This is a genomic window from Photobacterium panuliri (assembly GCF_059920555.1).
Window position 1 is genome coordinate 1,904,824 of the sequence record NZ_CP197192.1, and the last position, 24,016, is coordinate 1,928,839.

A 24,016-nucleotide genomic window follows, 5' to 3' on the forward strand; every position below is an offset into this window, starting at 1 on the left:
CTCGAGGAAGAGCGGGCAGGTATTAGGCGAGCTAAGAGGCGATGTCCATCGTCACTGGAGAAGGCGTGATGGTTTTGGTCATCATGCAGAACTGGCGGCGAGGTACAAACCCATGTTGCTCATAAAACTTGCGGGCGCCGCGATTGCCGATATTGACTTCGAGTGATAACGCATTGACCCCGGCAGAAGCCACATGCTGCTCAATTTGTGGGAGCAAGATAGTGCCAATGCCTTGTTGGCGCCAATCGGGTTTTAGGTAGAACTGGTCTATCAAGCCAACTCGTCCGCCATGCTCAAGGCTGAAGGAGTAACTGATAATGATATGGCCAACAATCAGAGTTTCGCCTTGGTCTTCTGCTTCGATAAACCATGACTGACCCAGTTCGGGCTGCGTAATGAGCTGTTGGATGGCCTGTAGGGTCTGCTCTTTTTTCTGTGGGAGTGCTTCATAGTCGAAGAGCTCCTCGACAAGGTTAAGCAGCAGATCCGTTGATGATAAAGTCGGCGCAACAAGAGAAATGTTCATAATGTAACCTTCACTGTTCGGTACTAGTTTGCAAATTGCCGTGATAAAACTGTTATTTGTTTATTTTTCAATGGCGAAAGCATGGGTAGCTTAGTACCTTGTTATACGTAATTCAAACCTGATTCGTCCAAGAATATGACAACATGTAGTACAAAATGTTCGCCAAGATCAGGTAGAACCAGTTATCTCCTTCAAAACAAAGATTCCTTGTGTGGTTGGATATGAATTCGTCAACGTGGTGTTCTGTGAACCTATTTTAGCTGAAAAGAAGAGGGTTAATGTGAACAAAGAGAGGAAGTTGGTATGATAGTTTTTTATGTATCAGCTGGAGCCAGTAATGAGGCTTGATAAATTTCTTAGCACAACGCTTGGGATCACCCGCAAAGACGCAGGTAAACTACTAAAAGAAAAACGCATTGAAGTGAACGGCGAAACCGTGAAGAACGGTGCGCTGAAGGTCACTGAAACCTGCGAGGTAGAATTTGACGGACGCCCGCTGCGTTTTGATGGCCCGCGTTATTTCATGCTGAATAAGCCGTCAGGCTTTGTTTGCTCGCACGTAGACGACTACAACCCGACCGTTTTCGTTTTGTTCGATGAAGTGAGCCCAGAGAAGATGCATGTAGCAGGCCGCTTAGATGGCGATACAACAGGCTTGGTGCTATTGACCGATGACGGGCAGTGGTCGCACCGTATTACCTCTCCACGCCATTATTGCGAGAAGGTGTACTACGTTGAGCTTGCCGATCCAATCAACGAAGAGGTGGTTGAGCAGTTTGCCAATGGCGTACAGCTACGGGGTGAGAAAGAGCTGACACGTCCTGCTAAGCTGGAAATCCTTGGGGACAACGAAGCTCTGATCACAATCTCCGAAGGTAAATATCATCAGGTCAAGCGCATGTTTGCGGCAGTTGGCAACAAGGTTGTCGGTCTGCACCGAGAGAAGATCGGTGATGTTGAGCTGGATGAGGCGCTGGAGCCGGGTGAATACCGTCAGCTGACCGACGAGGAAATTGCAGCCTTTATGTAATTTGGCTGGTTGGATATAAATATTGATTAAAGAGGCTATAAATGCCTCTTTTTTTCTTTTGGTCAGTTTCTGTCTAGGTGTTTTGAGGTTATATTGTAGATCCAAGCATTCTCCGAGCACTTGTATCGGTGTCATATACCCTGACAGGGAGACGCCATTCTTCTCCGTATCCTATATTGCTACCTTCCTGTTTGTAGTGGGGAAAATATCCGGTGTTGCTTGGACATTCACCTTCATCTTTTTCGAATGTAGGCGGATAGGTAATTTCCGTCGTACACTATTTTCTCTTCATATTGTCATACAGGGGCCTCATGACGACACAGCACAGTCGCACCCTCAGTTTTCAACTGATCATTATTCTTGGCGCTATTGGGGCACTCACCCCGTTGGCGATTGATATGTATTTGCCAGCCATGCCGACCATAGCCAGAGATTTAATGGTTAGCCCCGGGTTGGTTCAGGCCACATTAACTGCCTATACTGCCGGGTTTGCGGTCGGCCAGTTATTGCATGGTCCTTTGGCTGATAGCTACGGTCGCAAGCCGATCCTGATTGGCGGGGTGGTGGCATTTGCCCTTGCGGCTATTTTCTGTGCGTTGTCTACCAATGTTATTGAGCTGACTTGGATCCGTGCTGCACAGGGCTTTGCTGGCGCAGCGGCAGCAGTAATTATTCAGGCCTTGGTACGCGATATGTTTGAGCGCGAAGAGTTTGCTCGAATGATGTCATTTATCACCTTGGTCATGACGGTAGCTCCGCTGATTGCTCCTATGCTAGGTGGTTATTTGGCAATTTGGTTTGGCTGGCGTTCTATTTTCTGGGTATTGGCCATATTTGCCGTCGTTATTATTACGGCCGTTTTTTTGAAGATCCCGGAAACATTGCCCCCAGAAAAGCGCCTGCCGTTTCATATTGGCTCTACGCTGCAAAATTACGCCCGCATGCTAACGAGTCCTGTTGCGGTTGGTTTAGTGTTTTGCAGTGGCTTTTCGTTCGCCGGCATGTTTACGTTTTTAACCGTCGGGTCTTTTGTTTACATTGATTTATATAATGTAGGCACGGAATACTTTGGCTTGCTGTTTGGCCTGAATGTTGTGTGCCTGATCGTTATGACTAGCCTTAATGGCCGATTAGTCAGAAAGAAAGGGTCGCATTGGATGCTGCGCTTTGGTCTTTCTGTTCAGTTTTTAGCCGGCGCAGGGTTGGTTTGTGGCCAGATGCTGGGACTAGGCTTGTGGGGGGTAGTGATCCCTGTCATGCTATTCGTCGGTACTATCTCAATTATCGGTAGTAATACAATGGCGTGCTTGCTAGGCCGTTATCCTCATATGGCAGGAACGGCATCTTCTTTAGCTGGCACATTGCGATTCGGCACAGGAACAGTTGTAGGTGGTTTAGTGGCAATGATGCCCGATGCGACGGCATGGCCAATGGCCTTGACCATGGCGGTATGTGCATTATTATCAGCGGCATTTTACTGGTTCCTGTCACGCGAAGCGTAAGGAAAACAATGACGGCGTTCTATCAAGAAATTTATAAAGTTGTATCAGAAGGCTTGCAGGAGCTTGCTGCCTCACAGCAATCTGGCAAGACACCGAAAAACCCAATTAGCGAAACGCATTTTATTAGTGCGTGGGTAACGAAGGCGATCAAACAGCAACGTTATGCCCATTGCGTGGCTAAAACGTTGTTGAGTTGGCAACAGCAAGCTCGAAGCATGGGTAAGCATGCCCAGCTAAAACAGCAGTTTGAGCAGTTCGAGAAGACGTATGGTGGCATTTTGCAGGACAATGGTGAAGCTGAAGCGGTAACCATGACGAAGTTGCAGGCATTCTACCAAGCCCTAGAAGCGAATGGGTGGATAGTTACCACCGAATACGAAGTAAATCGCAAGGTGACACACCATACCGATGGCCAGGCTTCGTTGGTTGTTTGTGCTACGCAGGCTAAAGCGGCGTTTGCTGAAAATGGCGAGTTAGTTAAGCCTTTGTCCTTGTTTATCCGTGGTACTGTGCCGCAGGCAATAGATGCAGCGTATGGCGAGGGGATCTTGTTGTATAAGGTTACGGATTACAAGTCGATCGTGAAATATCACGGCGAGTATGTGCTTTATCCGCACAATGCAGGAAGCCACCTTCCTGAAGTACCTAGTTTGCAATAAGCAAGATAGCATCAATTTGAAACGAGAGCCTTTGGCTCTCGTTTTTTTATGTTAATCATCCCAGTCCGTGAGCTGAGATGGGGGAAGAACTTGGCAATAAGTCTGTTTTAAGCCACTGCCTATATGGTCTCGGTTTTCCCTTCTTGCGCTTTGGCTTTGCAGCGCTTTACTACAGCATGGGCCATGCCCCGGAAAATGAATAAGTGAGCAGGCATCATGGCAAACCAATACAGTAAACCGGAAAACCCTGCGGGGTGCCACCAAGCCCGGATATCAATTTCACGGTGATCGCCCTTGTCCTCAATGGTGAACTCTAGCCTTCCGAGACCTGGCGCCTTCATACCAAAAAGTAGTGACAAGAACCTGTTGGGTTCGAGTTTAATGACCTTCCATGAATCAACGCGATCACCCAAAGCCAATGTATTGGGATCTCTACGGTAGCGTTGCATCGCATTTCCGCCGATGGCCGCATCCATCCATTCTCTGATCCGCCATAGGACGTTGGCAAAAAAATAGCCTTCCGTTCCCCCGACTAATTGCACTTGCTGCCATAGCTGCTCTGCTGTGGCGTCGGTTTTGAGCTTGTAACCGGCTTGTTTGGGGTAATAACCATATCCAGATTGCCAACGGGCAAGGGCATCGGGGTCGAACCCCCATATTTCACTGCGAACGACTTCGGTTTCGTGACGAAGCGATTCTTCAACGGCTTCATCGTAGCTAAGGAGGTATTGTGGTATCAGTGATTGGATAGCACTGCCGTTGGCATCTAGATTGTGGCCCAGGCCGCCAATTAAGGCTTGGGCAATATTCGTGGGTACAGATGTCACAATGCGTAGCCAGCGAGCGGCAAACCTAGGGGTGAGAAAAGGAACTGCCAGGATCCGTGCCGTTTTGCCTGCATGCTTGCTTATGGTCTCTAGTTGGGTGGCATAGCTGATATTCTCTGGGCCGGCAATATCCATAATCTGATGCCGGCTGGGCTGGAACTTTAGTAGCTCTTGCAAATAGTAGAGCAGGTTGCGTAATGCGATAGGGGAATTTTTAGAATGTACCCACTTGGGGGTGATCAGAATAGGGAAATGATAGACAAAATCACGCATCACCTCGAAAGCGGCGGAACCCGGGCCGACAATAATGCCTGCCCGTAACTCTGTGATGGGCACGCCGCTTTCGCGTAGAATTTCTCCCGTGGCTCGACGCGCCGCTAGATGATCTGATGATTCACCGTCACTGGGTTGTAATGCCCCGAGGTAAATGACCCGTTTGACGTCGCTATTGGCTAATGCGCTGCTGAAATTGCGAGCGCCTTCGAGTTCGATATCGATGAAATCATGGCCATGATTCATACCGTGGACAAGAAAGAAAACGGTATCTATCCCGGAGAGCAACTGGGGTAAGTTATCAGGTTGGTTGAGATCTAGATAGTTGAGTTCAATGTTATTGCTATGTTCCCAGCCGCGTTGTTGGAGCAGTGTGATATTACGGGCACAGGCTTGTACTTTATAGCCTGAATTGGCCAGCGCAGGAACAAGGTGACTCCCCACATAGCCTGAAGCTCCGACGACCAGAATCGTTTCTTCCATAAAAGTGATGCTCCATATCGGTCATATCCTCGTATAAATGTAGTGGAAATTAGCACCAAGTACTTTGGTGCTTGGGTAACAACATAAGGGAAAGAGCAAAATTGTGAGTAATGGAGGAAAATGGTTATTAAACTGTCAATGCGGTAATATATCCCCACGATGGCAGATAATTAACCGGTTGTGGATGTCGTTTGTCTGCTAAGTACTTTGTTTTTATTGTTTTTGTTGTCGCTGCCCAGAAGATTTGCCCAGATTGTGGCCAGTTTATCGTGATCTTTGCAGCTTTTGTGAATAACTAAGCCAAAGTGCTTTATCGCAAGAGTTGATTGCTGTAAATTTCAGGCGATTTCGTTTCCTGACTGAGGACAATAATGTTACGACTAGTCGAGCTCTGCAAAGGTTATTTGGATGGTGATGAGTACCATTCGGTTTTGCAGGGTGCTGAGCTACAACTTAAGCAGGGTGAGCAACTTGCCTTGATGGGGGAGAGCGGCTCAGGAAAAAGTACATTGCTTAATTTAATTGCCGGTCTTGATACGGTTGGGTCTGGTGAGGTGTGGTTAGGTGATGTGCCGATTCATGCTATTTCAGAGCGTGAACGAACCGCGATACGACGTAATAATATTGGCCTTGTCTTTCAACAGTTTAATCTCTTGCCTACCTTAACAACCGCAGACAATATCCGCTTTTGCCGCCAACTGAAAGGGTTGGATGATAAGCCTGAACTGTGGCGTCAAATTATCTCTGCTTTAGATCTCATGCCATTGCTTCATCGTTACCCAGAGGAAATGTCTGGGGGACAGCAGCAACGTGCAGCGATAGCGCGGGCGTTATACATGGAGCCACAAATTTTGTTGGCGGATGAGCCGACCGGTAGTTTGGATGAACGCAATGCCGGCGCGGTGATACGTCTGTTGGTTGGTTTAACCAAAAAGCTGAATTGCACCTTGCTACTTGTGACTCACAGTAAGCAGGTCGCCGAGTATATGAGTGGCTGTATTCGCCTACAGGGAGGGCAATTGCATGTCGTTCCCCGTCGCTAATGCGCTTTGGGGGCATTACAAGCGCCACCCGTTGCAGGTTGTGTTGTTGTGGTTTGGTTTGACGTTGGGTATCGCACTCCTTGTTGGGGTGATGGGGGTCAACCAGCAAGCCCGTGAAAGTTACCGTGACGGTGAGCAACTTTTTTCGAATCCTTTTCCTTACCGTATTCGGCATGTACAGCCGTCATTGCATGTACCACAAGGCTTTTATGTTCAGCTAAAGCGCGAAGGTTTTAAGCAGTGCGTTCCGCTTGATCAGATCAACGTGGCATTAGCCTCAGGGCGGCATATCGATATTATCGGTGTGGATCCCCTTGCACTATATTCCAGTTTCAAAGGGCATCGGAGCATTGGGTCGGATAATGCCGCGCAAATGCTATCGCTAATGAGCCCGCCTTACCCGCTATTGATTGGTGAGCAATTTGCCAAATACCTTGATATTGCTGATGGCCAGCAACTTACCCTTGAGAGCGGTAGGACGATCGGACCTGTCGTTGTTGTTAAGCAAGAGCAAATTCAAGGTCCTCGATTAATCGCGGATATGTCGCTGATCCGTCAACTTCAGCCTAGTTCGGGGGTCGATGCGGTTCTGTGTGGTGTGATGCCTGCCTCGGAACTGCGCCGCCTCGAGCATGCCTTGCCGATGGCGCTGAAACTGGAAAAGCAGGAAAGTGCCGGACTTGAACCGCTGACCAAGGCCTTCCATATGAACTTGTTCGCGATGGGGATGCTGGCCTTTGTGGTGGGGTTATTTATTTTCTATCAGGCTATGTCTCTTTCTCTTACACAGCGACAGCCGCTGGTGGGCTTGATGCGACAGGCCGGGGTATCGTCGTTTCAGTTGGCCCGCGTATTGGCGTTGGAGCTAGTGGTTTGGATTATTCTGGGTTTACTGGGCGGTAATGTTCTGGGGTTGTTCTTGGCTGAGCAATTATTACCGTCGGTGGCTGAAACACTTAATGATCTATACGGAGCCAATGTGAGCCTATCGGTTACGTGGCAGTGGGAATGGGGACTGGCATCACTTGCGATAGCGGTATTAGGTTGTTTGTTTGCCTGTGGCTGGCCGTTAATGCGCCTTATTCGTACTCAGCCAACGCGTTTGGCCGGGCACATGTCTTTGATCCGGATTAGCGGCCGAGAGTTTGCCATTCAGGCTTTGGTGTCCTGTTTCTTTATTGGCATGGCTTGGGCAATTTACCAACTTCCGCACGGGCAGCAGGCAGGATTTGTGCTTATTGCCTTTATCTTGATTGCCTCGGCATTGGGTATGCCGTTTTTGGTGTGGCAACTTTTCTCGTTGTTTGCCAAGCTGACTCGTTCGGCCCGTTTGCGTTGGTTTTTTACCGATGCTGCGGCGAGCCTGAGTTATCGTGGTGTTGCTGCAATGGCGTTTATGCTGGCGTTGGCAACCAATATCGGCATGGAGACCATGGTCGGTAGTTTCCGAACAACGACACAGGTTTGGCTGGATCAGCGGTTGTCGGCCGATATTTACGTGCGTCCATCGTTGAATATGGCCTCACGGATGAGTGGTTGGCTGGCAGAACGCGATGAGGTGAAAACCGTCTGGTGGCAATTTAGCAAAGAACTACCATCAGATCTGGGGACGTTGCAGGTTGTGAGTATCGGTGGGTCACAGGCGGAAAAAAGTGCCTTGTCCATGAAGTCCACCTTGGATTCATTCTGGCAGCGTTTCCATCTTGGCCGCTCGGTTCTTGTCAGTGAGTCATTGGCCATCAAGCAAGGGTGGAAGGTTGGCGATGAAGTCACCTTGGCCGCGCCACTTAACAAAAAGTGGTTGGTAGCCGGTATTTATTATGATTACGGCAATCCGTACGGGCAGGTGATGATCCCTGAAAAACGCTGGCGCCAATATTGGCCGCACCGGGGACAGATAGGCTTGGCTATTCACCTTAAACCCGACACCGATGCGATGGCGATGATTTCAGAGATGGGGGAAACCTTCCGCTTGCCGCCTGAGCGTATTCGTAACAATACAGAGCTGATGGTCCAGGCGATGAATGTGTTTGATCGGACATTCATTGTCACGGCGACACTTGGCAAGTTGACGTTGTTTATTGCTGTCTGTGGCTTGTTTTTTGCCACCGTGGCGGGAGAGTTGTCGCGGATGCGCCAGTTTGCATTACTGCGCTGTATGGGGATGACCGGACGGGAATTGGCGATACTCGGCGGTGGGCAATTGTTAGTGTTGGGACTGATTACGGCATTGATTGCGCTGCCGATGGGGCTGATTTTGGCCCAGTTGTTGATAGATATTGTCTTGAAATACTCCTTTGGTTGGACAATGCCAATTGAATATTTCCCGGTAGATTATTTAGTGTCGTTAGGCTCGGCATTGGCGGTGTTGGTGATTGCAGGTGGTTGGCATGTTTGGCGTTTGGTAAACCGCTCAGCCATGATGTCACTGCGGGAGGCGTTCTAATGCTGAAACAGCAGTATAAAAACACGTTACTGATGTTATGGGTCATGATTGCCAGTATTGCACTTGTGGGGTGCGGGCAAAAAGAGGAACCGGTTAATCGTTCGGTGTCCGTTCTTAATGCAGATGGCGGTAGCCAGTTTGCTCTTGTTGTTCCCGGACGTACTTTTTCCTTTCCGCAAGATCACCTGCCTCATCCTGAATTTAGGACTGAATGGTGGTATTTGACGGCAAACGTAGAAAGTGAGACGGGGGAGCCGTTCGGGATACAGTGGACATTGTTCCGTTCGGCAGCGTCGGCAGAAAAGGGAACGGGCTGGAATAATCCTCAGCGTTATATGGCCCACGTTGTTGTGACCGGGACTGATAAAATGTGGGCAGCTGAACGCTTTGCCCGTGGGGGAATTGGGCAGGCAGGAGTGATGGGGCATCCGTTTAAGGCATGGTTAGATAATTGGCAGTGGCACTCATTTAGCGATTCACCGTTCCCCGCCGTAGTCTCCTTTTCCGATACTGGAATGCAGGCTAATTTACGCGTTAAACAGCAAGGGAATTGGGTTTTGCAAGGTGACAAGGGATATAGCCAAAAACACCAGACAAAGCCAATTGCCTCTTATTATTACAGTGCGCCTTTTCTATCCGTCGAGGGGGAACTGGTTCTCGATGGTAAAACGTACAGGGTGTCGGGACAAGGTTGGTTTGACCGGGAATGGAGTAGTACCGGCATGGCCGAATCGCAACTCGGCTGGGATTGGTTTTCTTTGCACCTAAATGATGGAAGTGCGCTGATGCTGTATCAGATCAGGGAAAAAAATTCGCGCCCCTATTATTTTGGCTCATTGAGTTGGCCGGATGGACGCACTGAGGTGATTGATGCTGATGCTATCAGGTTGACACCGAAGTCATTCACCACCCATGACGATAAAACGTATCCACTGAATTGGTATGTGGAGATCCCTTCGAAAGGGATTCAGCTAGAGTTAGATGCTGTGCGAGAAGAGCAATGGTTGCCGTTTGTATTCTCTTATTGGGAAGGGCCGATAGTGGTCTCTGGTAGTCATACGGGACAAGGATTTATGGAGCTGACTGGCTACTGATAGATCATAGCCAGATAATGTGCGCAGTGTCAGCAGCTCTATGCGACATATAGGAAGTTAGACGTGTTAGAAAAACTACAACTTGATGAAGCCTCACTAACTCAGCGATTGATGAATCACCGGCGTGAATTTCACCGTTATCCAGAAGCCGCGTGGCGGGAGTTTTTTACAACTAGCCGAATTGCCAGCCAACTGGAAGCGATGGGTTATACCTTGCATTTCGGGGATACGATCATTAATCGCGAAGCCATTATGGGGCGTGATGAAGAGTTGGTCGTCAAAGCTCAGGAGAGAGCGCTTAATTGGGGGGCGGATCTCGGTCACTTGGCTCAGATGGATGGCCTTACCGGTGTAGGGGCTGTTTTAGAAACAGGAAAGGCGGGGCCGGTGATTGCGCTTCGTTTTGATATTGATGCGGTTGAGGTGATGGAAAGCCAAGATGACTCCCACCGTCCACGTTTTCTGGGGTTCGCGTCGTTGGCTCCCGGTATTGCTCATGCCTGTGGTCATGATGCTCACGCATCTATCGGGTTGGGCGTTGCAGAAGTACTGGCGGCAAATCGTGATAGTCTGTGCGGAACAATAAAATTGTTGTTTCAGCCTGCTGAAGAAGGATGCCGCGCAGGTAAGGCGATAGCCGAAAGTGGTTGGCTCGATGACATTGATTATTTCTTTGCTGCCCATATTGGCATGAACGTGCCAAGCGGCACGTTGGTCTGCGATCCGCAGCATTTCCTGTGCAGTTCAAAATTTGATATCCATTTTACAGGAAAGCCTGCCCATGCGGGGATTGAGCCAAATGCCGGTCAGAATGCGCTGGCTGCGGCTTGTACGGCGGTCGCACAGATGTTGGCGATACCTCGCCATCGTGATGGTATGACCCGCATCAATATTGGCCAGATGCACGCCGGTGACGGTCGCAATGTGATTCCGGCCAACGCGGTATTGATGGGGGAAACCCGTGGTGAAAATCGCGAGTTAAATACCTATATGTTCCAGCAGGTTGAAAATATCGCGCAAGCTTCTGCAATGATGCATGGCGTAAAAGTGAAGATCTTCCCGCAGGGTGAGGCGATTGAGCTAGAAAATGACACAGAGTTAGTTGATTTGCTGTCTAGTATTGGCCTCGCCAGCGGGTTTAGCGAAGTGATCCGCGAGAAAGATTTTGGTGCCAGCGAAGATGCGGGATATTTGGTTGACCGTGTCCAAAGCAATGGCGGCAAGGCGATTTACTGCCTGGTTGGTTCTGATCTGACCGCTGGTCACCACAACGGTGATTTTGATATCGACGAAAGCCGAATGTTGCCTGCTGTCAAATTGCTACTTAATGCCGTTAGTCAAACTATGGTCATTGACCATAGTCGAGCCGATCGCGCTGCCGTGTAGTACTACGCTTCAGAACACCTGCCTTTGAATCTCTATCAAGCCCCGATATTTTCGGGGCTTTTGTCTATCAATCATCCTCAGTATTTGCTCGTACCTAGCGTAGGAAAAGTATTTTTGTTAAGACAGGAAATTCCTGCACTAACTCATAATTCTTCTAGCATTAAAATCATATTCAAGATCAAATGCAGGTAAGATCTGGCAGTGTGAGGGGGATGGGTGGCAGGCACAACGGGGCATTCTGCATCGAATGAGACAGTAGCAGAAGAGACAGTAGCGGAAGAGGCTATTCAGTGGCGTGACCCGTCGACATGGCTGGTGCCTTTTTGTTTTAGCGATACATTCAAGTTTGCCTTCCGGGTTGCTATCAGCCTGACCTTAGCGTTTCTTATACCTATGGCCATGGGATGGAGTCAGCCTTCTACGGCTGCAACGACCGTTATGCTCATTGCCACAACCGGTAGCCGTCGAGAGTCTTTGGCCAAAGGAACGTTGCGGGTATTGGGTACCATTGCCGGTGGGATCATTGGATTGTGTCTTGTGGGCGCATTTGCCCAAGACCGTATGTTCTACATGCTCAGTGTCTCTATTGCCATCACGATAGTCTTCTACCTTCGCTCTGCCTACCAAAAAGATCCTACTTTGTTCATGCTGACAGGCGTGATGATCATGATGATGTACAACGGGGGAGATGCTGAAGGTGCGTTTCTATACGGTGTCGAGCGAACCTTCATGACTATCTTTGGTGTCGTTGTTTACACCTTGGTGGGCGTGTTTCTGTTCCCGCCTCGTGTCGAGCAGAATCTTCACAAGCTCGCGGGAGAGTTAGTGGCAAGTCAGCAGGCCCTGTTTGAACATATCAGCCAGCCAGTGTCCGATCAGGTACAAATACCTGTCGGTGAGGATAGCCCGGAAGTATTATTGCCAGTTGCCCCCCCTGAAGCTGGGGAGGGCTTGCAGGCAGAGGATGAGCAAGCAAGTGTAACGGTTGCCGATCTCAGTAAGGCGGTTTACGCCGCGCAGCAGGCACTGGAGGGGCGTTACCAGACCCTGAGCGCAGAATGTAGCGAAATTTCGGCTTATAAAAAAGAATGGGACGGCACGATAGCCCTGTTTAGCCAAATAACGAATTTGTTGATGTTTGCCGCCAAAGATCATTCTCGGGCTGGCGGGCATCCAGCCGAATTTATTCAAGACTATGCTGCTATACGTGATGAACTGATTGCCCTGTTTGAGGCTCTACCTGACGCTTGGCATAGTCGTGAGGCTTTCCCGCCGGAAGCCATCCCCCAACTGGCCGTCGATAAACAAAAGCTCGAAGGGGAAAGCCATTTGTATCGCGGTGAGGCTATCAGTAGTTGTTATTTATTTGGGGCTTTACGCGAAAGGCTTGTTCAGGTGCAAAGTTGTATCAGTAGCATCAACTCGCTAACAGGTAAGGTGGGGTTCTCTTTGCCATTATTGGCTGAAAAGCCGGCTTTTATCTGGTGGGATGCGGAGAATGCCAAGACTGCCATAAAGGTGTTTGTTATCTATTGGGCGACAGGGTTATTTTGGATTTACGCCAATCCGCCAGGTGGCTATAACTTTGTTATTTTCGGCACTATTTTCGTTTCTATTCTTTCGTTTATGCCGATGCACCCAGCGGCACTGTTTGTACTGTTTACGCTGGGCTTTGTTGTCTCTGTGCCTGCCTATGTCTTCTTGTTGCCAGAGCTGACCCTAGGGGCGGAATTGGGGGCATTTATCTTTGCCTATACGTTTGTTGCTTTCTATGCCCTGAAGGGGCCTGTGACAATTTTCTTTTTATTGGGATTGTTCACCATGGGGATCGATAATTCCATGGTCTATCACTTCGGGATCACCCTGACTATCGTTTCTCTGTTTTATTTGGTGGTAGGTGTGGTTGTCGTGGCCCATTTCTTTCCGTTTTCCTCCAAAGCCGAGCATTTGGTCATGGTGATGAGGGAGCGCTTTTTCCGCCATGTTTCGGCCATTGTCTGGTTGGTTCAGCAACCTGAACTTAATGGGTGGCAACGTTTGTCTATGCGCTGGCATGTGACGGTAGCCAAGACGGCATTGGCAAAATTGACCCTGTGGTCGAGCAAGGTCAATGGTGATTTGTTCCCGGGGGCAACACCAAGTGAGCTGGGCGAGTATGCTTCTCAATGTGACTTGGTGTTTCACCATTTGCTGACCTTGCAGCAGGCGGAGTCTAAATTAGAGGTGAGCCCATTAGTCCATACTGCTCGTCAGCAGCATCGCGATAAAGTGATCCCATTTTTGGTTGAGTATTTGGCTGGCGATCCCAAGGTATCGCATTTGGTTCCAGCAGATGTCCAGCATGACTATCAGGAGCTGGAGGCAAGGCTTGATCAATTTTTTACTGAACAAGAATGGCAAAAAAATACGAATTCAGACATTGCCTATTTCTATATTTTCCTAAACTTGAAGAAAAACTTATTCGAATCGCTGCTTGCTTGCTATCGGGCAAATGAAAAAGTGGCTTGGGATGTATTGACGCACAAACGTTTCTAGGGGGCGCTGTTTGACAGCAAAAAGGCACGTATTGCTTGGCGTTTTGAGCCGTATTTTGAGCTTGATGGTATGGGTATACCTACTTACCGGTTGTACGGTGTTAGGGCCTAATTTTGTTGGGGTCCCAAAAAAAGAGTTGCCAAGTACATGGACCGATCAGGATTTCCAGTCAAGCGTATCCAGAACAGAGCGCTGGTGGCAGCAATTTAATGATCCGACGCTGAATCAACTGGTGACAGTCGCTGCCGTGCAGAACCTTGATTTGGAGGCTGCAGGTTTGCGGATTATTCAGGCCCGTGCTGCCATGGGTGTTGCTGACTCGTTCCGTTACCCACAAGTACAAACGCTGTCAGGTAATCTGGCCAAGATATATCAAAATAATCAGACGTTCGATAATGCGAGTGTGAGCTTTGATGCTGGTTGGGAACTGGACGTCTGGGGGCGTTATGTCAGGGGCGTCGAAGCGGCCGAGGCCGGATGGTATGCAGCCATTGCTTCTTATCATGATATTTTGGTGACCATTACCGCTGAGGTTGCCCGAAATTATGTCAATTACCGTACTTTTCAGGAAAGGGTCTTGTTATCTCAGCGTAACATCGAGATCCAGAAGAGGGTTGTAAGGATCACCCAGATCCAGTATGAGTCTGGAGATGTTACCGAGCTTGATGTCCAGCAGGCCAAAACTCAGCTTTATAACACCCAGTCGGCCTTGCCAAGCCTGAAAATAGGCATGGTTCAATCGCGCAATGCGTTGGCTGTGCTGTTGGGCCTGTTGCCTGAAGAGGTTGAGCCTTTACTCAATCAATCTTGGGTTGGAGATAAAGTAGCCGCCTTCGACACCAAGTACAGCCAGCCCGGCCATCGACGCATGATGGAGAGTTATGATAACTATTCATTGATACCCGCCACGATGCCACTGAATACACAAGTTGATGCCGGTTTGGTATTGCGCCGTCCTGATCTTCAATTGGCTGAGCTACAGGCTCACGCTCAGAGCGCCCAAATAGGGATAAAAGAAGCGGATCTTTATCCGCGGTTTTCGCTTTTCGGGGCGATTGGCATAAATAGCACCGTTTCTGCGGGATCCAATTTCCAATTTGACGATAGCCTTAACTTGACTCTAGGTCCCTCATTTTCTTGGAATATTTTTCAGTACGGTAGGGTTGAGAGCAATATTCGAATTGAAGATGCCCGTTTTCAGGAGACCTTGACCAGCTATAACAAGCAGGTACTGACTGCGGTGCAAGAGGTGACAAGTGCCCTTGAGTCTTATCAGCTAAACAGGGAGCAGCAGGCACTGGCTCTTAATTCGGTTGATGCATCGGTACGGGCTTACAATATCTCATTGACTCAATATGAAAATGGTCAGATTAGCTTTGAGCGTCTGCTCAATTCAGTCGAGAAAATGACCCGAAGCGAGGATGCCTATGCGGTAGTGAAAGGTAACGTTGCCAACCAAGTGGTGGCTTTGTACAAGTCACTAGGCGGTGGTTGGGAGGCTAATACGGGCAAGGCTTTTGTCAGTGATTCGCTAAAACAGCAGATGCAATCACGAACCGATTGGGGAGAGGAGCTTGATTCGACGACATTGCCAGTATTGTCGCCAGATCAGGTTGTCCCAGCGCGTTCGCCATTTGGTGATCCTATTGATCCTGATAAACAACGTTATCCAGGAGGTCCGCAATGACCGTGCCCCATGAACTTGCGTGGGGTGATATTTATTTTTCCCCATTTTTGTCGGTGATTGTGCTGTCGGTGATTGCTAGCTGGATAACCGTATTGGTGATGAACAAAATACGCGTGTCCCGGCTGATAGCCTTTCCTTCACTGACTTTTATTGCGATCACCGTGTTTTATGTCATAGCAATTGACGCGTTTTATATCCGTTTCTAAGGGTGGCTATGAAAAAGATAAAAAAGCTCATTGTCATTATTATTAATCTGACCATTATCGCGTTGGCGTTGATGTACGCCTATCAAAAGTACCAGGTGTATTTTAAGAATCCGTGGACGCGTAACGGCCAAGTCAGGGCCAATATCATCAAGGTTGCCCCCCGGGTTTCAGGCCCGGTTGTGTATGTCGCGGTTAACGACAATCAGTATGTACGTAAAGGCGATTTGCTGTTTAAGATTGATCCGATTACGTATGAGGTTCAATTGTCTCAGGCTGAGTCTTCCCTTCAGCGTTCGAAAATTAGCGCCAAAGGCAAAAAGATTGAATATGACCGTTTGCTGGATATTCAGGCCAAGGATCGCGGGGCGGTATCAAGTAAAGATCTTACCCGCCGCAAGATTTCCTATGAGGAATCGTTGATTCAAATACAGATCGCGGAGAAAAAACTCCAAGCCGCTCGGCTTAATCTTGAGTTTACTCAAGTTTTTGCTGCCGTCGATGGTTATGTCTCGAACCTTGATATCCGTGAAGGGACGCAGGCGGTCGCTAATCAGCCATTGTTGGCACTGGTTGATGTGAATAGTTTCTGGGTATTTGGTTATTTTAGAGAAAACCAGCTGGCTAATATTCATATTGGCGACAGTGCCAAGGTTACGCTGATGGCTTATCCGGATACCCCCATTGATGCCGTTGTTGACTCATTGGGTTGGGGGATTGCGCCTAAAGACGGTTCAACGGGCTATAACTTGTTGCCAAACGTGAATCCGGTTTTTCAATGGATACGTCTTGCCCAGCGGATCCCTGTCAAAGTGACGTTGGGGGTGTTGCCGGAAGGGGTAGACCTGCGGTTTGGGATGACGGCTTCTATTATGGTTATTGATGAAGAATTGCTGCCAGATATCAGCGAGAGGCCGATGGAAACAGATAAGCCAGATGATAGAGACATTGGTAGCTCTTCATTACAGGCATCCTCGAACGTATCGGTGATCGCTGGGACAAGTGGCTCCAATAACAATAAAGAGGGGGACTAATGGCGGGGAAAATTACGGCGGAGAATAATTTTTATTATATGACGCTGGCACTTATCGTTTTGCTGGTCAGTGCATCGCTCGATATGGTGCTGGAGATAAAATGGCTGGACGCACTGTTTCAGGTTCTGACGATATTGACGTTTGTTGTCTGTCTGGTGAGTTTGCGCTTTGATAAAGCGTGGTACCGCTTTTTAATGACATTAGCGGTGATATGGGCTGTACTGGCTTTGATGAAGGCTGTATTTGATGTGCAGCAGACTGATATCGCAATGATGCTGCTAATGTTTACTTTCTTCTTCGGCACATTTAAGTCGATTGCCCGCCAAATCTTGTTTACCGGCACGATAGATAATAACAAAGTGGTGGGTTCATTAGCCTTGTTTTTGCTGCTGGGCTTGATGTGGGCGCTGCTCTATTTGCTGATATTAGAATTTTCACCCACCTCATTTACCGGTATGGAACATAAGGCATGGGGCGAGAATTTTTCTAATGCGGCGTATTTTAGTTTCGTAACACTTACGACATTAGGCTATGGCGATATTAGCCCAGTGTCACCGTTTGCTCAGGTAGTGGTGTACTTGGAAGCCATTGCCGGTGTGTTTTATATGGCTATCGTCGTGGCGAGTTTGGTGGGCGCGAGTCAGAGCAATCAATCATCAGTATCAACCAGTCAGGAAGAAAATGATGGATAAAGAGATTGAACGACGCAACAGCAGTATTTTCGTGAACAATATGGTCGAGTCGGCAATTCGGATAGGCTTGCTGTTTGTTTTGGTGGTGTGGACGTACGACATCATCAAACCTTTTATCATCCCCGTCATGTGGGGAGCGATCATCGCTGTTGCGTTGATGCCCCTGACGACAAAGCTAGCGAATATGCTGGGCGGAAAGCGGGGCATGGCGGCTACCTTGCTGGCGCTGTTGGGGGTGGCTATTTTGATCATCCCACTGATTATGGTGATGGGCTCTGTTTACGATGGAATCGTTAATGTCACGGATATCCTTCAGGGCGAAAGTGTAAAAATTCCGGGACCGACCGATAAAGTTGCCGCGATACCGCTTATTGGCCAGAAGCTCTATGACGTATGGGCCTTATTTGCCTATAACCTCGAACTGGCTGTTGTGAAGTTCCTGCCAGAAATTAAATCGGGTGTGGCGGCGTTTGCGGGGATGTTGGGAAGCGGCATTGCCACTGTGGTTATGTTTATTATCTCGTTGCTTATTGCAGCTGGGTTTATGACGCATTCTGAAACAATGACCGCCGCCGTGGATAAGATAGCCGTTCGGGTGGTGGGTAAAAATGGTGAAGAGTGGGCCAATTTAATTGCGGCAACAGTGCGTAGTGTGTTGCTGGGGGTCGTTGGGGTCGCCTTTATTCAAGCCGTATTAATTGGTGCTGGGTTCTTTGTTTTCAGAATTCCGGCGGCGGGTGTACTGACTTTACTGGTCTTTATTCTTGCGATTGCTCAGTTGCCAGCATTGCTAGTCGTTCTTCCTGTGATTATTTACGTGTTTTCCTATATGGATACAACACCGGCCACTATTTTTACTGTGTGGGTTATCCTTGCGGGCCTGTCAGACAATATTCTTAAGCCGATGTTGATGGGGCGAGGTGTTGATATTCCGATGCCGGTTATTTTGATTGGTGCCATTGGTGGGATGATCGCCGCCGGTATTATTGGTTTGTTCGTTGGTGCGGTGGTGCTTGCCCTTTGGTATGAGCTATTTATGCATTGGGTGAAAATGCCCCAGCAACCGCAGAATGCCGATAAGAGTCAGGAAGCAGGCTAAGTGATTTGCGACTGCTGCATGCTGAGTAATCATAAAGCGTAGGTTAGGATTGTTGGACATCCTCGCTGATTTGGCCCAAAGGTATGGTATTGTGACTAGGTAAGGTTCTAGTACCAAGGATACCAATGCAGCAGTTTTTCAAGCAAATATACCAATATATCAATCCGGCCGTTGACCCTGATATGTCAGCGGCTAATCAGCACTGGGAGCAGTGCTTGCCAACGTTGTGGTTACTGGGTAAAACGGGGGCTGGCAAGTCGTCGTTGATTCAGGCTGTTACCGGTAATACTTGTGTCGAGATCGGCAATGGTTTCCAGCCGTGTACCCAAACCGCTTATTCATACGCATTCCCTGAACAAAATCCTATCTTACGCTTTCTTGATACCCGAGGACTGGCGGAAGCGAGCTATGAGCCTGATGAAGATATCCAGGCGTGTTTGCAGCAGAGCCATGCATTGATTGTGGTGATGAAAGCAGAAGAACCCGAACAGGGAGAAGTATTAAGTGCCTTGGCGAAAATTCGTAAGGACAACCGGATCCAGAGCTTGCTGGTGGTGCACACTGGCTGTGATTCGTTGGCATCTGAGCATCAAGCAAAACAGGCATTAGCTTATAATCAGCAGCAAGTCGAAAAGATATGGGGTGAGGAAGTCGATCTGGTTGAGGTTGATTTTGCCTATTGGCAACATGTTGCTGAAGACCAAGACCAAGACCAAGACCAAGACCAAGACCAAGACCAAGACCAAGACCAAGACCGAGACCAAGACCAACACCAAGCAAGCTATGATCATGGCCAGCAGGCGCTCGTTAATAAACTTGCACAGTGGCTGCCCGTGCTGTATCTGCTGCAGGGCGAGCAGCATCAAAAAGATCACGAGCAACGAAATTTTGCCAAGTTGCAAAAAGAAGTGTTGTGGTATGCAGGAAGTGCAGGGGCAACCGATGCCATTCCCGCGGTAGGACTCGTTACCGTGCCCGCTATTCAGGGAAAGATGCTGCACAGCCTCGGTGCGCATTATGGCGTCGAATGGAACCGGCAGCGATTTGTCGAGTTCAGTGGTTTGCTTGGCAGCAGTTTCGCGCTGAAATATCTATCCAAGTTAGGGGTACGTCAATTGGCCAAGTTGATACCTGTTTATGGCCAAACTGTAGGCAGTGCCGTAGCTGTCGCTGTGAGTTTTGCCATGACATATGCCATCGGCCGTGCTGGTTGCAAGTATCTGTATCATTTGAGCAAAGGTGAGATTGTGACAAGGCAAGATATTCAGGCCGTGTTCGAGCAAGCCCTCAAGCAAGTCAAAGAGAGCCAGACGAACAATGAAACGAACCACTAAAACTATTGGGCTATTGTCCCGTACGGCATTGGGCTTTTTCCCCTTGCTGATCGTTGCCATTTTTATCCCCATATTGGTTCTTGCTGTGTTGGGGCTGGTCGATGTGATTCAGAATGGCCAATGGTTGCTGTTATCGGTATTGTTGGCGAGCAGTTCGTTAGTGATGGCGGCGGGATATTTGTGGGTTCGCCGTCAACAGGCTCAGGCTACAGGTAGTGGTGATGATGTTGGTTCAGCCTCTGCTGAAGCCCGTTACGATGTTGCCCCATCGAAAGAGTGGGGTGAGTTTGAACAACAGCTGTGGCAGCAGTTGAATGAGGTTCTGAAAGAGCAGTTGAGCACGGATGACAGCTGGCCGGCACTACGGGACCACAGTGTGGTGCTGGCACAAAAGGTTGGCGTGGCTTTTTATCCCGATCGTACCGCATCATTGGCGTTTACCGCTCCTGAGTTTTTATTGATGTTAGAACAGGTCAGCCGTCGATACCGCCGCTTTATACTTGCTCATGTACCGTATGCTGAAAAACTGAAATTATCGACGCTACAGCAGGGCTATCAGCACAAAGATAAGCTTGGTAAGGCGAAGAAAGTTTACGATGCCTACCGGGTTTTTCGAGCCTTGACCCCTGCGGGGCTTATTGCCGAGGCGCGAGGGCAGTTGCTTGGTAAATTGTTTGATGAAGTCAGTGACGAGCTGCAATACCAACTGAAGAAGGTTTTACTGCAGGAAGTGGTTTCTGTGGCAATAGATTTGTACAGTGGTCGGTTCACGGTGAGCGATGATGAACTGGGTAAAAGCAATGGCTTGGTGACAGACGAGGCATCATTGGCTGCTGACGTCGAACCGTTGCGAGTTGCCGTGATTGGGCAGGTAAGTGCGGGCAAGTCGTCTTTTGTGAATGCATTTGTTGGGAGTATGGTGGCAGAAGTGAGCCCCATTCCTTCTACAGATAGTATCGTTATTCATAAGTGCGAAGTGGAAGGGTTGGATTTGATTCATTTGGTAGATCTACCCGGCTTGGACAGTAATCCCGCGACCCTTCAGTTATTGCTAGAGCAGATGGCCAACAGTGATTTGGTTTTCTGGCTGGTGAAAGCTAACCAACCGGCACGTCAGCTTGATACTGCCTTGCGTGCAAAGTTTGATGCGTATTACCAATTGCCAGAGAATAGTCACCGTAAAAAGCCAGCGCTGATCATGTTGCTAAATCAAGTTGACAGACTTTCGCCGGTGGGTGAATGGTCCCCGCCTTACAATATTGAAAATCCTTCGAATGCTAAGGCAGCAACGATTAAAGCGGCACTTGATTACAATATAGAGCAGTTGTATCCTGATGAAGGGATTGTGATCGCGATGCCCGAAGGTAAAGAAGCCTACAATATGTCTGCGGTCGGTGATGTTTTGCTAATGGCATTTGAAGACGGGGTCAACACTCAATTAAACCGTCGCCGCCTTGATCGCAGTGACAAGGCGGTAGCCGATCATGCCAAACGCTTATACCGGTTAGGTAAAGTTGCGGTTTCTCACTGGCTAAAATAATGAGCTTTATATTCGAAAATACCAGCATGTAGTGCTGGTATTTTTTTTGGGGCTTATAAATATGAGTGATAGTGAGTTGTGCTGGAGATGGCTCTGTAATTTATATGTTATTAACTGTGTCATATTGATGCGAGTAAGCATGGTTTTAAAATATCATGGGATTTATAAGGGTATAGTTATCAATAACGATAAAATTAATATGAGATTCTTATTTTGCATCATGGTTTTTATTTTTTACAATTCCCTTACATCTTGTGGTGGCTGATATTGCCAAGAGTGAGCTCGTAACTTCGGAATTTTAGGTAAAAGCACTTGGTTTGTATCTATGGTAAAAATGATACCGGTTATAGTCGCTTAATTCTGGATAATGTTAGGGAGTCTTCTAGGAAATATGAGTTTTTATTAGATGTTGATGAGATTGAAAATAAAGAATACCAGCGTTCAGAAAATACGATTGAAGAGCTATCACTTTATGAGTTGGTGATAACCTATCATCACATCAATGCTTATATGTCTGAATCTAGATATATAGTACTCCATCGCAATATTTAGCCGATGAGCTATTAAGTTACAATGACATTTGTGAGCGCTGGATATGTATTTATTGTAATCATTATATTTTGTGCGTTAACACGTCTTATAATGCGTCGTTTTTATTCGTGTACTGATAGAAAAATACACCTAAAAATTAAAGTGATACAGTGCGTCATAGTTAGAAGGCTAGGATGGTTGTACGATTATTTTTGTTGTTTTTGATACCGTCGATTTTTGTGGCGATGAAAATAGCCGAGCAAGAACCAGTGACAGCAGAGTTTGAGAAAAATGCTCCGGCTTTTTATGTCTATGGTAAAAAGGCATCAGGATATGATGTTCTAACGTTAAAACAAGTCAGAGAGTCTAACGGAGAATATGACTTTTTATTAGATGCTGATGAGATTGAAAATCGAGAATATAGCTACCCTGGTGTAGATATTGAAGAGATATCATCTAATGAACAAGTGATAACTTACTATTATGATGGTACCTATATGTCAAAGTCGACATATAGGGTGGTAAATGATCGGGTTGAGCCGCTTAGGTATCACATCACAGCGTCATTTCTTCATGGGGTATACGGGCTCGCTGCGATGATAGCGGCTTTTATACTGGCTGTAATTTATAGCATTGTGCATTTAGTGTGTTCGGCTCTCATTAAAAGAGTACTTTCTGATACATAGTGATAATGTAATGTGCCAAGATGGCAACAAAGCTGTAGGGAAAGTATGACTTTTTTGCTAGAGCAAGCAAACTAATTTATCACATCAATAAAAAAATCATATGCACGGTCAAATAATGAACAAATTTAGCTGTTTCAGTAATATTACTGTAATAAAACATTCATAGGATGCCCCTAGCTGAAGACATAAATTAGGGAGCCAGCTATGAGCGTACAGTCAGGAACCTTCAATAGCCCACAACACGGTGTGAGTTCACCACGTGTGCTACAGTGGTTAGGCCTGTTGGCCATGCTGTATTTGTTGCTTGTGTCAGTGTCGATGATCGGAAGCGGTTTTAAGTGGGCTGTTGGCGAGCAGGCCAAGGAACTGTTTGCCTTTGCTTCAAATCCGGTGGCTGGTTTGATGATAGGTATTGTCGGTACAGCGTTGATCCAGTCATCCAGTACGGTGACGGCTATTATTGTTGGCTTGGTTGCCGGTGGCTTGCCTGTTGGTACGGCCATACCTATGGTGATGGGGGCGAATATCGGCACCACGGTCACTAATACGCTTGTCAGCCTTGGCCATGCTCGCTGTAAGGAGGAATTTCGCCGAGCGTTTAGTTGCGCAACGGTTCATGATTTCTTCAATTTGCTGGCAGTATTCATTTTCTTGCCTTTAGAAATGATGACAGGGTTATTAGCCAAGTTGTCTGGTTGGTTGGTATCGCCGCTGCTGCAAACCAATGATCTCAGCATGAAAAGCTTTAATTTCATAAAACCGCTGACACAGCCTGCCGTAAATAGCGTTAAGTCTTTGTTTGAAGTCTTCCCGACCAGTTGGGGTGGGGTAGCCTTAGTGATATTCGGTATCGTCACGGTTATCGCCTCTATTACCGTAATGGGTAAGTTGATGAAGACGCTGATGGTAGGTAAGGCTCGCACCGTGCTGAATAATGCCATAGGTAGAGGGCCACTCCACGGCATTACATCAGGTATGCTCGTCACTATTTTAGTACAGTCATCATCTACAACAACGAGCTTGGTAGTCCCGCTGGTGGGCAGTAATGTATTGAGTGTTCGTCAGGTCTATCCATTTACGCTGGGGGCGAATATTGGCACCTGTATTACCGCACTGTTGGCGGCCACGGCGGTGGTCGGTGGTAATGCTGCATTTGCCTTGCAAATTGCCTTGGTGCACCTATTGTTCAATTGCATTAGTATCCTCTTTATTTTTGGGATACCCGTGTTGCGCGAACTACCGTTGAAATGTGCAGATACCTTGGGAGGCTATGCGGCAAAAAGCAAGTGGGCCGTAGTGGCTTATCTCAGCATGATCTTTGTTGTGTTGCCTGGATTAGTATTGTTTATCTCATCACTATTTTGATGGGATCTGTGGCTGTATATTCTGAAAGAGAAAAGCCCCTG

19 protein-coding genes are annotated in these 24,016 nt (G+C 47.9%); 17 read left to right on the top strand and 2 right to left on the bottom strand.

Translation table 11 applies throughout. The features are described 5' to 3' along the window. Positions 1 to 31: 31 nt before the first annotated feature. Entirely contained in the window at positions 32 to 526 is a 495-nt protein-coding gene (locus tag ACSF8X_RS08870) for a GNAT family N-acetyltransferase (RefSeq protein WP_047877985.1), read from the bottom strand. A gap of 337 nt (positions 527 to 863) precedes the next feature. Between ACSF8X_RS08870 and rsuA the strand changes: the two genes are divergently transcribed. From rsuA to ACSF8X_RS08885, 3 genes are all read left to right on the top strand, one after another. Continuing rightward, positions 864 to 1,556, top strand: coding sequence for a 16S rRNA pseudouridine(516) synthase RsuA (gene rsuA / locus ACSF8X_RS08875; RefSeq protein WP_047878156.1), 693 nt, complete (start codon positions 864 to 866; stop codon positions 1,554 to 1,556). A gap of 311 nt (positions 1,557 to 1,867) precedes the next feature. Beyond that, on the top strand, positions 1,868 to 3,058 hold the full coding sequence (locus tag ACSF8X_RS08880) for a Bcr/CflA family multidrug efflux MFS transporter (protein WP_500849692.1): 1,191 nt from the start codon (positions 1,868 to 1,870) through the stop codon (positions 3,056 to 3,058). A gap of 8 nt (positions 3,059 to 3,066) precedes the next feature. Beyond that, a complete protein-coding gene (locus ACSF8X_RS08885; RefSeq protein ID WP_500849693.1) occupies positions 3,067 to 3,717 on the top strand; it encodes a DUF2913 family protein in 651 nt (216 codons plus the stop codon). A 119-nt stretch (positions 3,718 to 3,836) separates the two neighbouring features. Here ACSF8X_RS08885 and ACSF8X_RS08890 read toward each other — a convergent pair whose 3' ends face one another. Then, positions 3,837 to 5,300 (bottom strand): DUF2867 domain-containing protein, encoded by a 1,464-nt coding sequence (locus ACSF8X_RS08890; protein WP_500849694.1) that lies wholly within the window; start codon positions 5,298 to 5,300, stop codon positions 3,837 to 3,839. 371 nt (positions 5,301 to 5,671) lie between these two features. On the opposite strand from ACSF8X_RS08890, the gene ACSF8X_RS08895 reads away from it, so the two are divergent. From ACSF8X_RS08895 to ACSF8X_RS08960, 14 genes are all read left to right on the top strand, one after another. Beyond that, on the top strand, positions 5,672 to 6,343 hold the full coding sequence (locus tag ACSF8X_RS08895) for an ABC transporter ATP-binding protein (RefSeq protein WP_047877989.1): 672 nt from the start codon (positions 5,672 to 5,674) through the stop codon (positions 6,341 to 6,343). Continuing rightward, on the top strand, positions 6,324 to 8,789 hold the full coding sequence (locus tag ACSF8X_RS08900; protein WP_047877990.1) for an ABC transporter permease: 2,466 nt from the start codon (positions 6,324 to 6,326) through the stop codon (positions 8,787 to 8,789). The genes ACSF8X_RS08895 and ACSF8X_RS08900 overlap by 20 nt, the downstream gene beginning before the upstream one ends. After that, positions 8,789 to 9,883 carry a lipocalin-like domain-containing protein gene (locus tag ACSF8X_RS08905; protein ID WP_500849695.1) on the top strand — a complete coding sequence of 365 codons (1,095 nt, stop codon included), beginning with the start codon at positions 8,789 to 8,791 and terminating at the stop codon, positions 9,881 to 9,883. Before ACSF8X_RS08900 ends, ACSF8X_RS08905 begins: the two co-directional genes overlap by 1 nt. A 63-nt stretch (positions 9,884 to 9,946) precedes the next feature. Beyond that, on the top strand, positions 9,947 to 11,269 hold the full coding sequence (locus ACSF8X_RS08910; protein WP_047877992.1) for an amidohydrolase: 1,323 nt from the start codon (positions 9,947 to 9,949) through the stop codon (positions 11,267 to 11,269). Positions 11,270 to 11,485: 216 nt separating this feature from the next. Continuing rightward, positions 11,486 to 13,804 carry an FUSC family protein gene (locus ACSF8X_RS08915; RefSeq protein WP_500849696.1) on the top strand — a complete coding sequence of 773 codons (2,319 nt, stop codon included), beginning with the start codon at positions 11,486 to 11,488 and terminating at the stop codon, positions 13,802 to 13,804. A gap of 64 nt (positions 13,805 to 13,868) precedes the next feature. Next, positions 13,869 to 15,491 (top strand): TolC family protein, encoded by a 1,623-nt coding sequence (locus tag ACSF8X_RS08920; RefSeq protein WP_500851163.1) that lies wholly within the window; start codon positions 13,869 to 13,871, stop codon positions 15,489 to 15,491. 2 nt (positions 15,492 to 15,493) lie between these two features. Further along, positions 15,494 to 15,697 (top strand): DUF1656 domain-containing protein, encoded by a 204-nt coding sequence (locus ACSF8X_RS08925; RefSeq protein WP_500851164.1) that lies wholly within the window; start codon positions 15,494 to 15,496, stop codon positions 15,695 to 15,697. Between the two features lie 17 nt (positions 15,698 to 15,714). Beyond that, positions 15,715 to 16,728, top strand: a complete 1,014-nt coding sequence (locus ACSF8X_RS08930; RefSeq protein WP_500851165.1) for an HlyD family secretion protein — start codon at positions 15,715 to 15,717, stop codon at positions 16,726 to 16,728. Continuing rightward, complete coding sequence (locus ACSF8X_RS08935) at positions 16,728 to 17,420, top strand: potassium channel family protein (protein WP_047877994.1); 693 nt, start codon at positions 16,728 to 16,730, stop codon at positions 17,418 to 17,420. Before ACSF8X_RS08930 ends, ACSF8X_RS08935 begins: the two co-directional genes overlap by 1 nt. Then, positions 17,413 to 18,519 carry an AI-2E family transporter gene (locus tag ACSF8X_RS08940; RefSeq protein ID WP_500851166.1) on the top strand — a complete coding sequence of 369 codons (1,107 nt, stop codon included), beginning with the start codon at positions 17,413 to 17,415 and terminating at the stop codon, positions 18,517 to 18,519. Before ACSF8X_RS08935 ends, ACSF8X_RS08940 begins: the two co-directional genes overlap by 8 nt. A 125-nt stretch (positions 18,520 to 18,644) precedes the next feature. Continuing rightward, on the top strand, positions 18,645 to 19,853 hold the full coding sequence (locus ACSF8X_RS08945; protein WP_500849697.1) for a YcjF family protein: 1,209 nt from the start codon (positions 18,645 to 18,647) through the stop codon (positions 19,851 to 19,853). Continuing rightward, the gene (locus tag ACSF8X_RS08950; RefSeq protein ID WP_500849698.1) at positions 19,837 to 21,393 is read left to right on the top strand and encodes a GTPase family protein; all 1,557 of its coding nucleotides are present in this window, start codon (positions 19,837 to 19,839) and stop codon (positions 21,391 to 21,393) included. Before ACSF8X_RS08945 ends, ACSF8X_RS08950 begins: the two co-directional genes overlap by 17 nt. 725 nt (positions 21,394 to 22,118) lie before the next feature. Beyond that, complete coding sequence (locus tag ACSF8X_RS08955; protein ID WP_500849699.1) at positions 22,119 to 22,610, top strand: hypothetical protein; 492 nt, start codon at positions 22,119 to 22,121, stop codon at positions 22,608 to 22,610. A 204-nt stretch (positions 22,611 to 22,814) separates the two neighbouring features. Beyond that, positions 22,815 to 23,975 (top strand): Na/Pi symporter, encoded by a 1,161-nt coding sequence (locus tag ACSF8X_RS08960; RefSeq protein WP_500849700.1) that lies wholly within the window; start codon positions 22,815 to 22,817, stop codon positions 23,973 to 23,975. Positions 23,976 to 24,016 lie beyond the last annotated feature (41 nt).

Coding starts and splice junctions, on each gene's coding strand:
- ACSF8X_RS08890 (WP_500849694.1), bottom strand. CDS start 5,300: ATGGAAGAAACGATTCTGGTCGTCGGAGCTTCAGGCTATGTGGGGAGT.
- ACSF8X_RS08955 (WP_500849699.1), top strand. CDS start 22,119: ATGGTTGTACGATTATTTTTGTTGTTTTTGATACCGTCGATTTTTGTG.
- ACSF8X_RS08880 (WP_500849692.1), top strand. CDS start 1,868: ATGACGACACAGCACAGTCGCACCCTCAGTTTTCAACTGATCATTATT.
- ACSF8X_RS08920 (WP_500851163.1), top strand. CDS start 13,869: ATGGTATGGGTATACCTACTTACCGGTTGTACGGTGTTAGGGCCTAAT.
- ACSF8X_RS08870 (WP_047877985.1), bottom strand. CDS start 526: ATGAACATTTCTCTTGTTGCGCCGACTTTATCATCAACGGATCTGCTG.
- ACSF8X_RS08935 (WP_047877994.1), top strand. CDS start 16,728: ATGGCGGGGAAAATTACGGCGGAGAATAATTTTTATTATATGACGCTG.
- ACSF8X_RS08895 (WP_047877989.1), top strand. CDS start 5,672: ATGTTACGACTAGTCGAGCTCTGCAAAGGTTATTTGGATGGTGATGAG.
- ACSF8X_RS08960 (WP_500849700.1), top strand. CDS start 22,815: ATGAGCGTACAGTCAGGAACCTTCAATAGCCCACAACACGGTGTGAGT.
- ACSF8X_RS08940 (WP_500851166.1), top strand. CDS start 17,413: ATGGATAAAGAGATTGAACGACGCAACAGCAGTATTTTCGTGAACAAT.
- ACSF8X_RS08950 (WP_500849698.1), top strand. CDS start 19,837: ATGAAACGAACCACTAAAACTATTGGGCTATTGTCCCGTACGGCATTG.
- ACSF8X_RS08945 (WP_500849697.1), top strand. CDS start 18,645: ATGCAGCAGTTTTTCAAGCAAATATACCAATATATCAATCCGGCCGTT.
- rsuA (WP_047878156.1), top strand. CDS start 864: ATGAGGCTTGATAAATTTCTTAGCACAACGCTTGGGATCACCCGCAAA.
- ACSF8X_RS08885 (WP_500849693.1), top strand. CDS start 3,067: ATGACGGCGTTCTATCAAGAAATTTATAAAGTTGTATCAGAAGGCTTG.
- ACSF8X_RS08900 (WP_047877990.1), top strand. CDS start 6,324: ATGTCGTTCCCCGTCGCTAATGCGCTTTGGGGGCATTACAAGCGCCAC.
- ACSF8X_RS08905 (WP_500849695.1), top strand. CDS start 8,789: ATGCTGAAACAGCAGTATAAAAACACGTTACTGATGTTATGGGTCATG.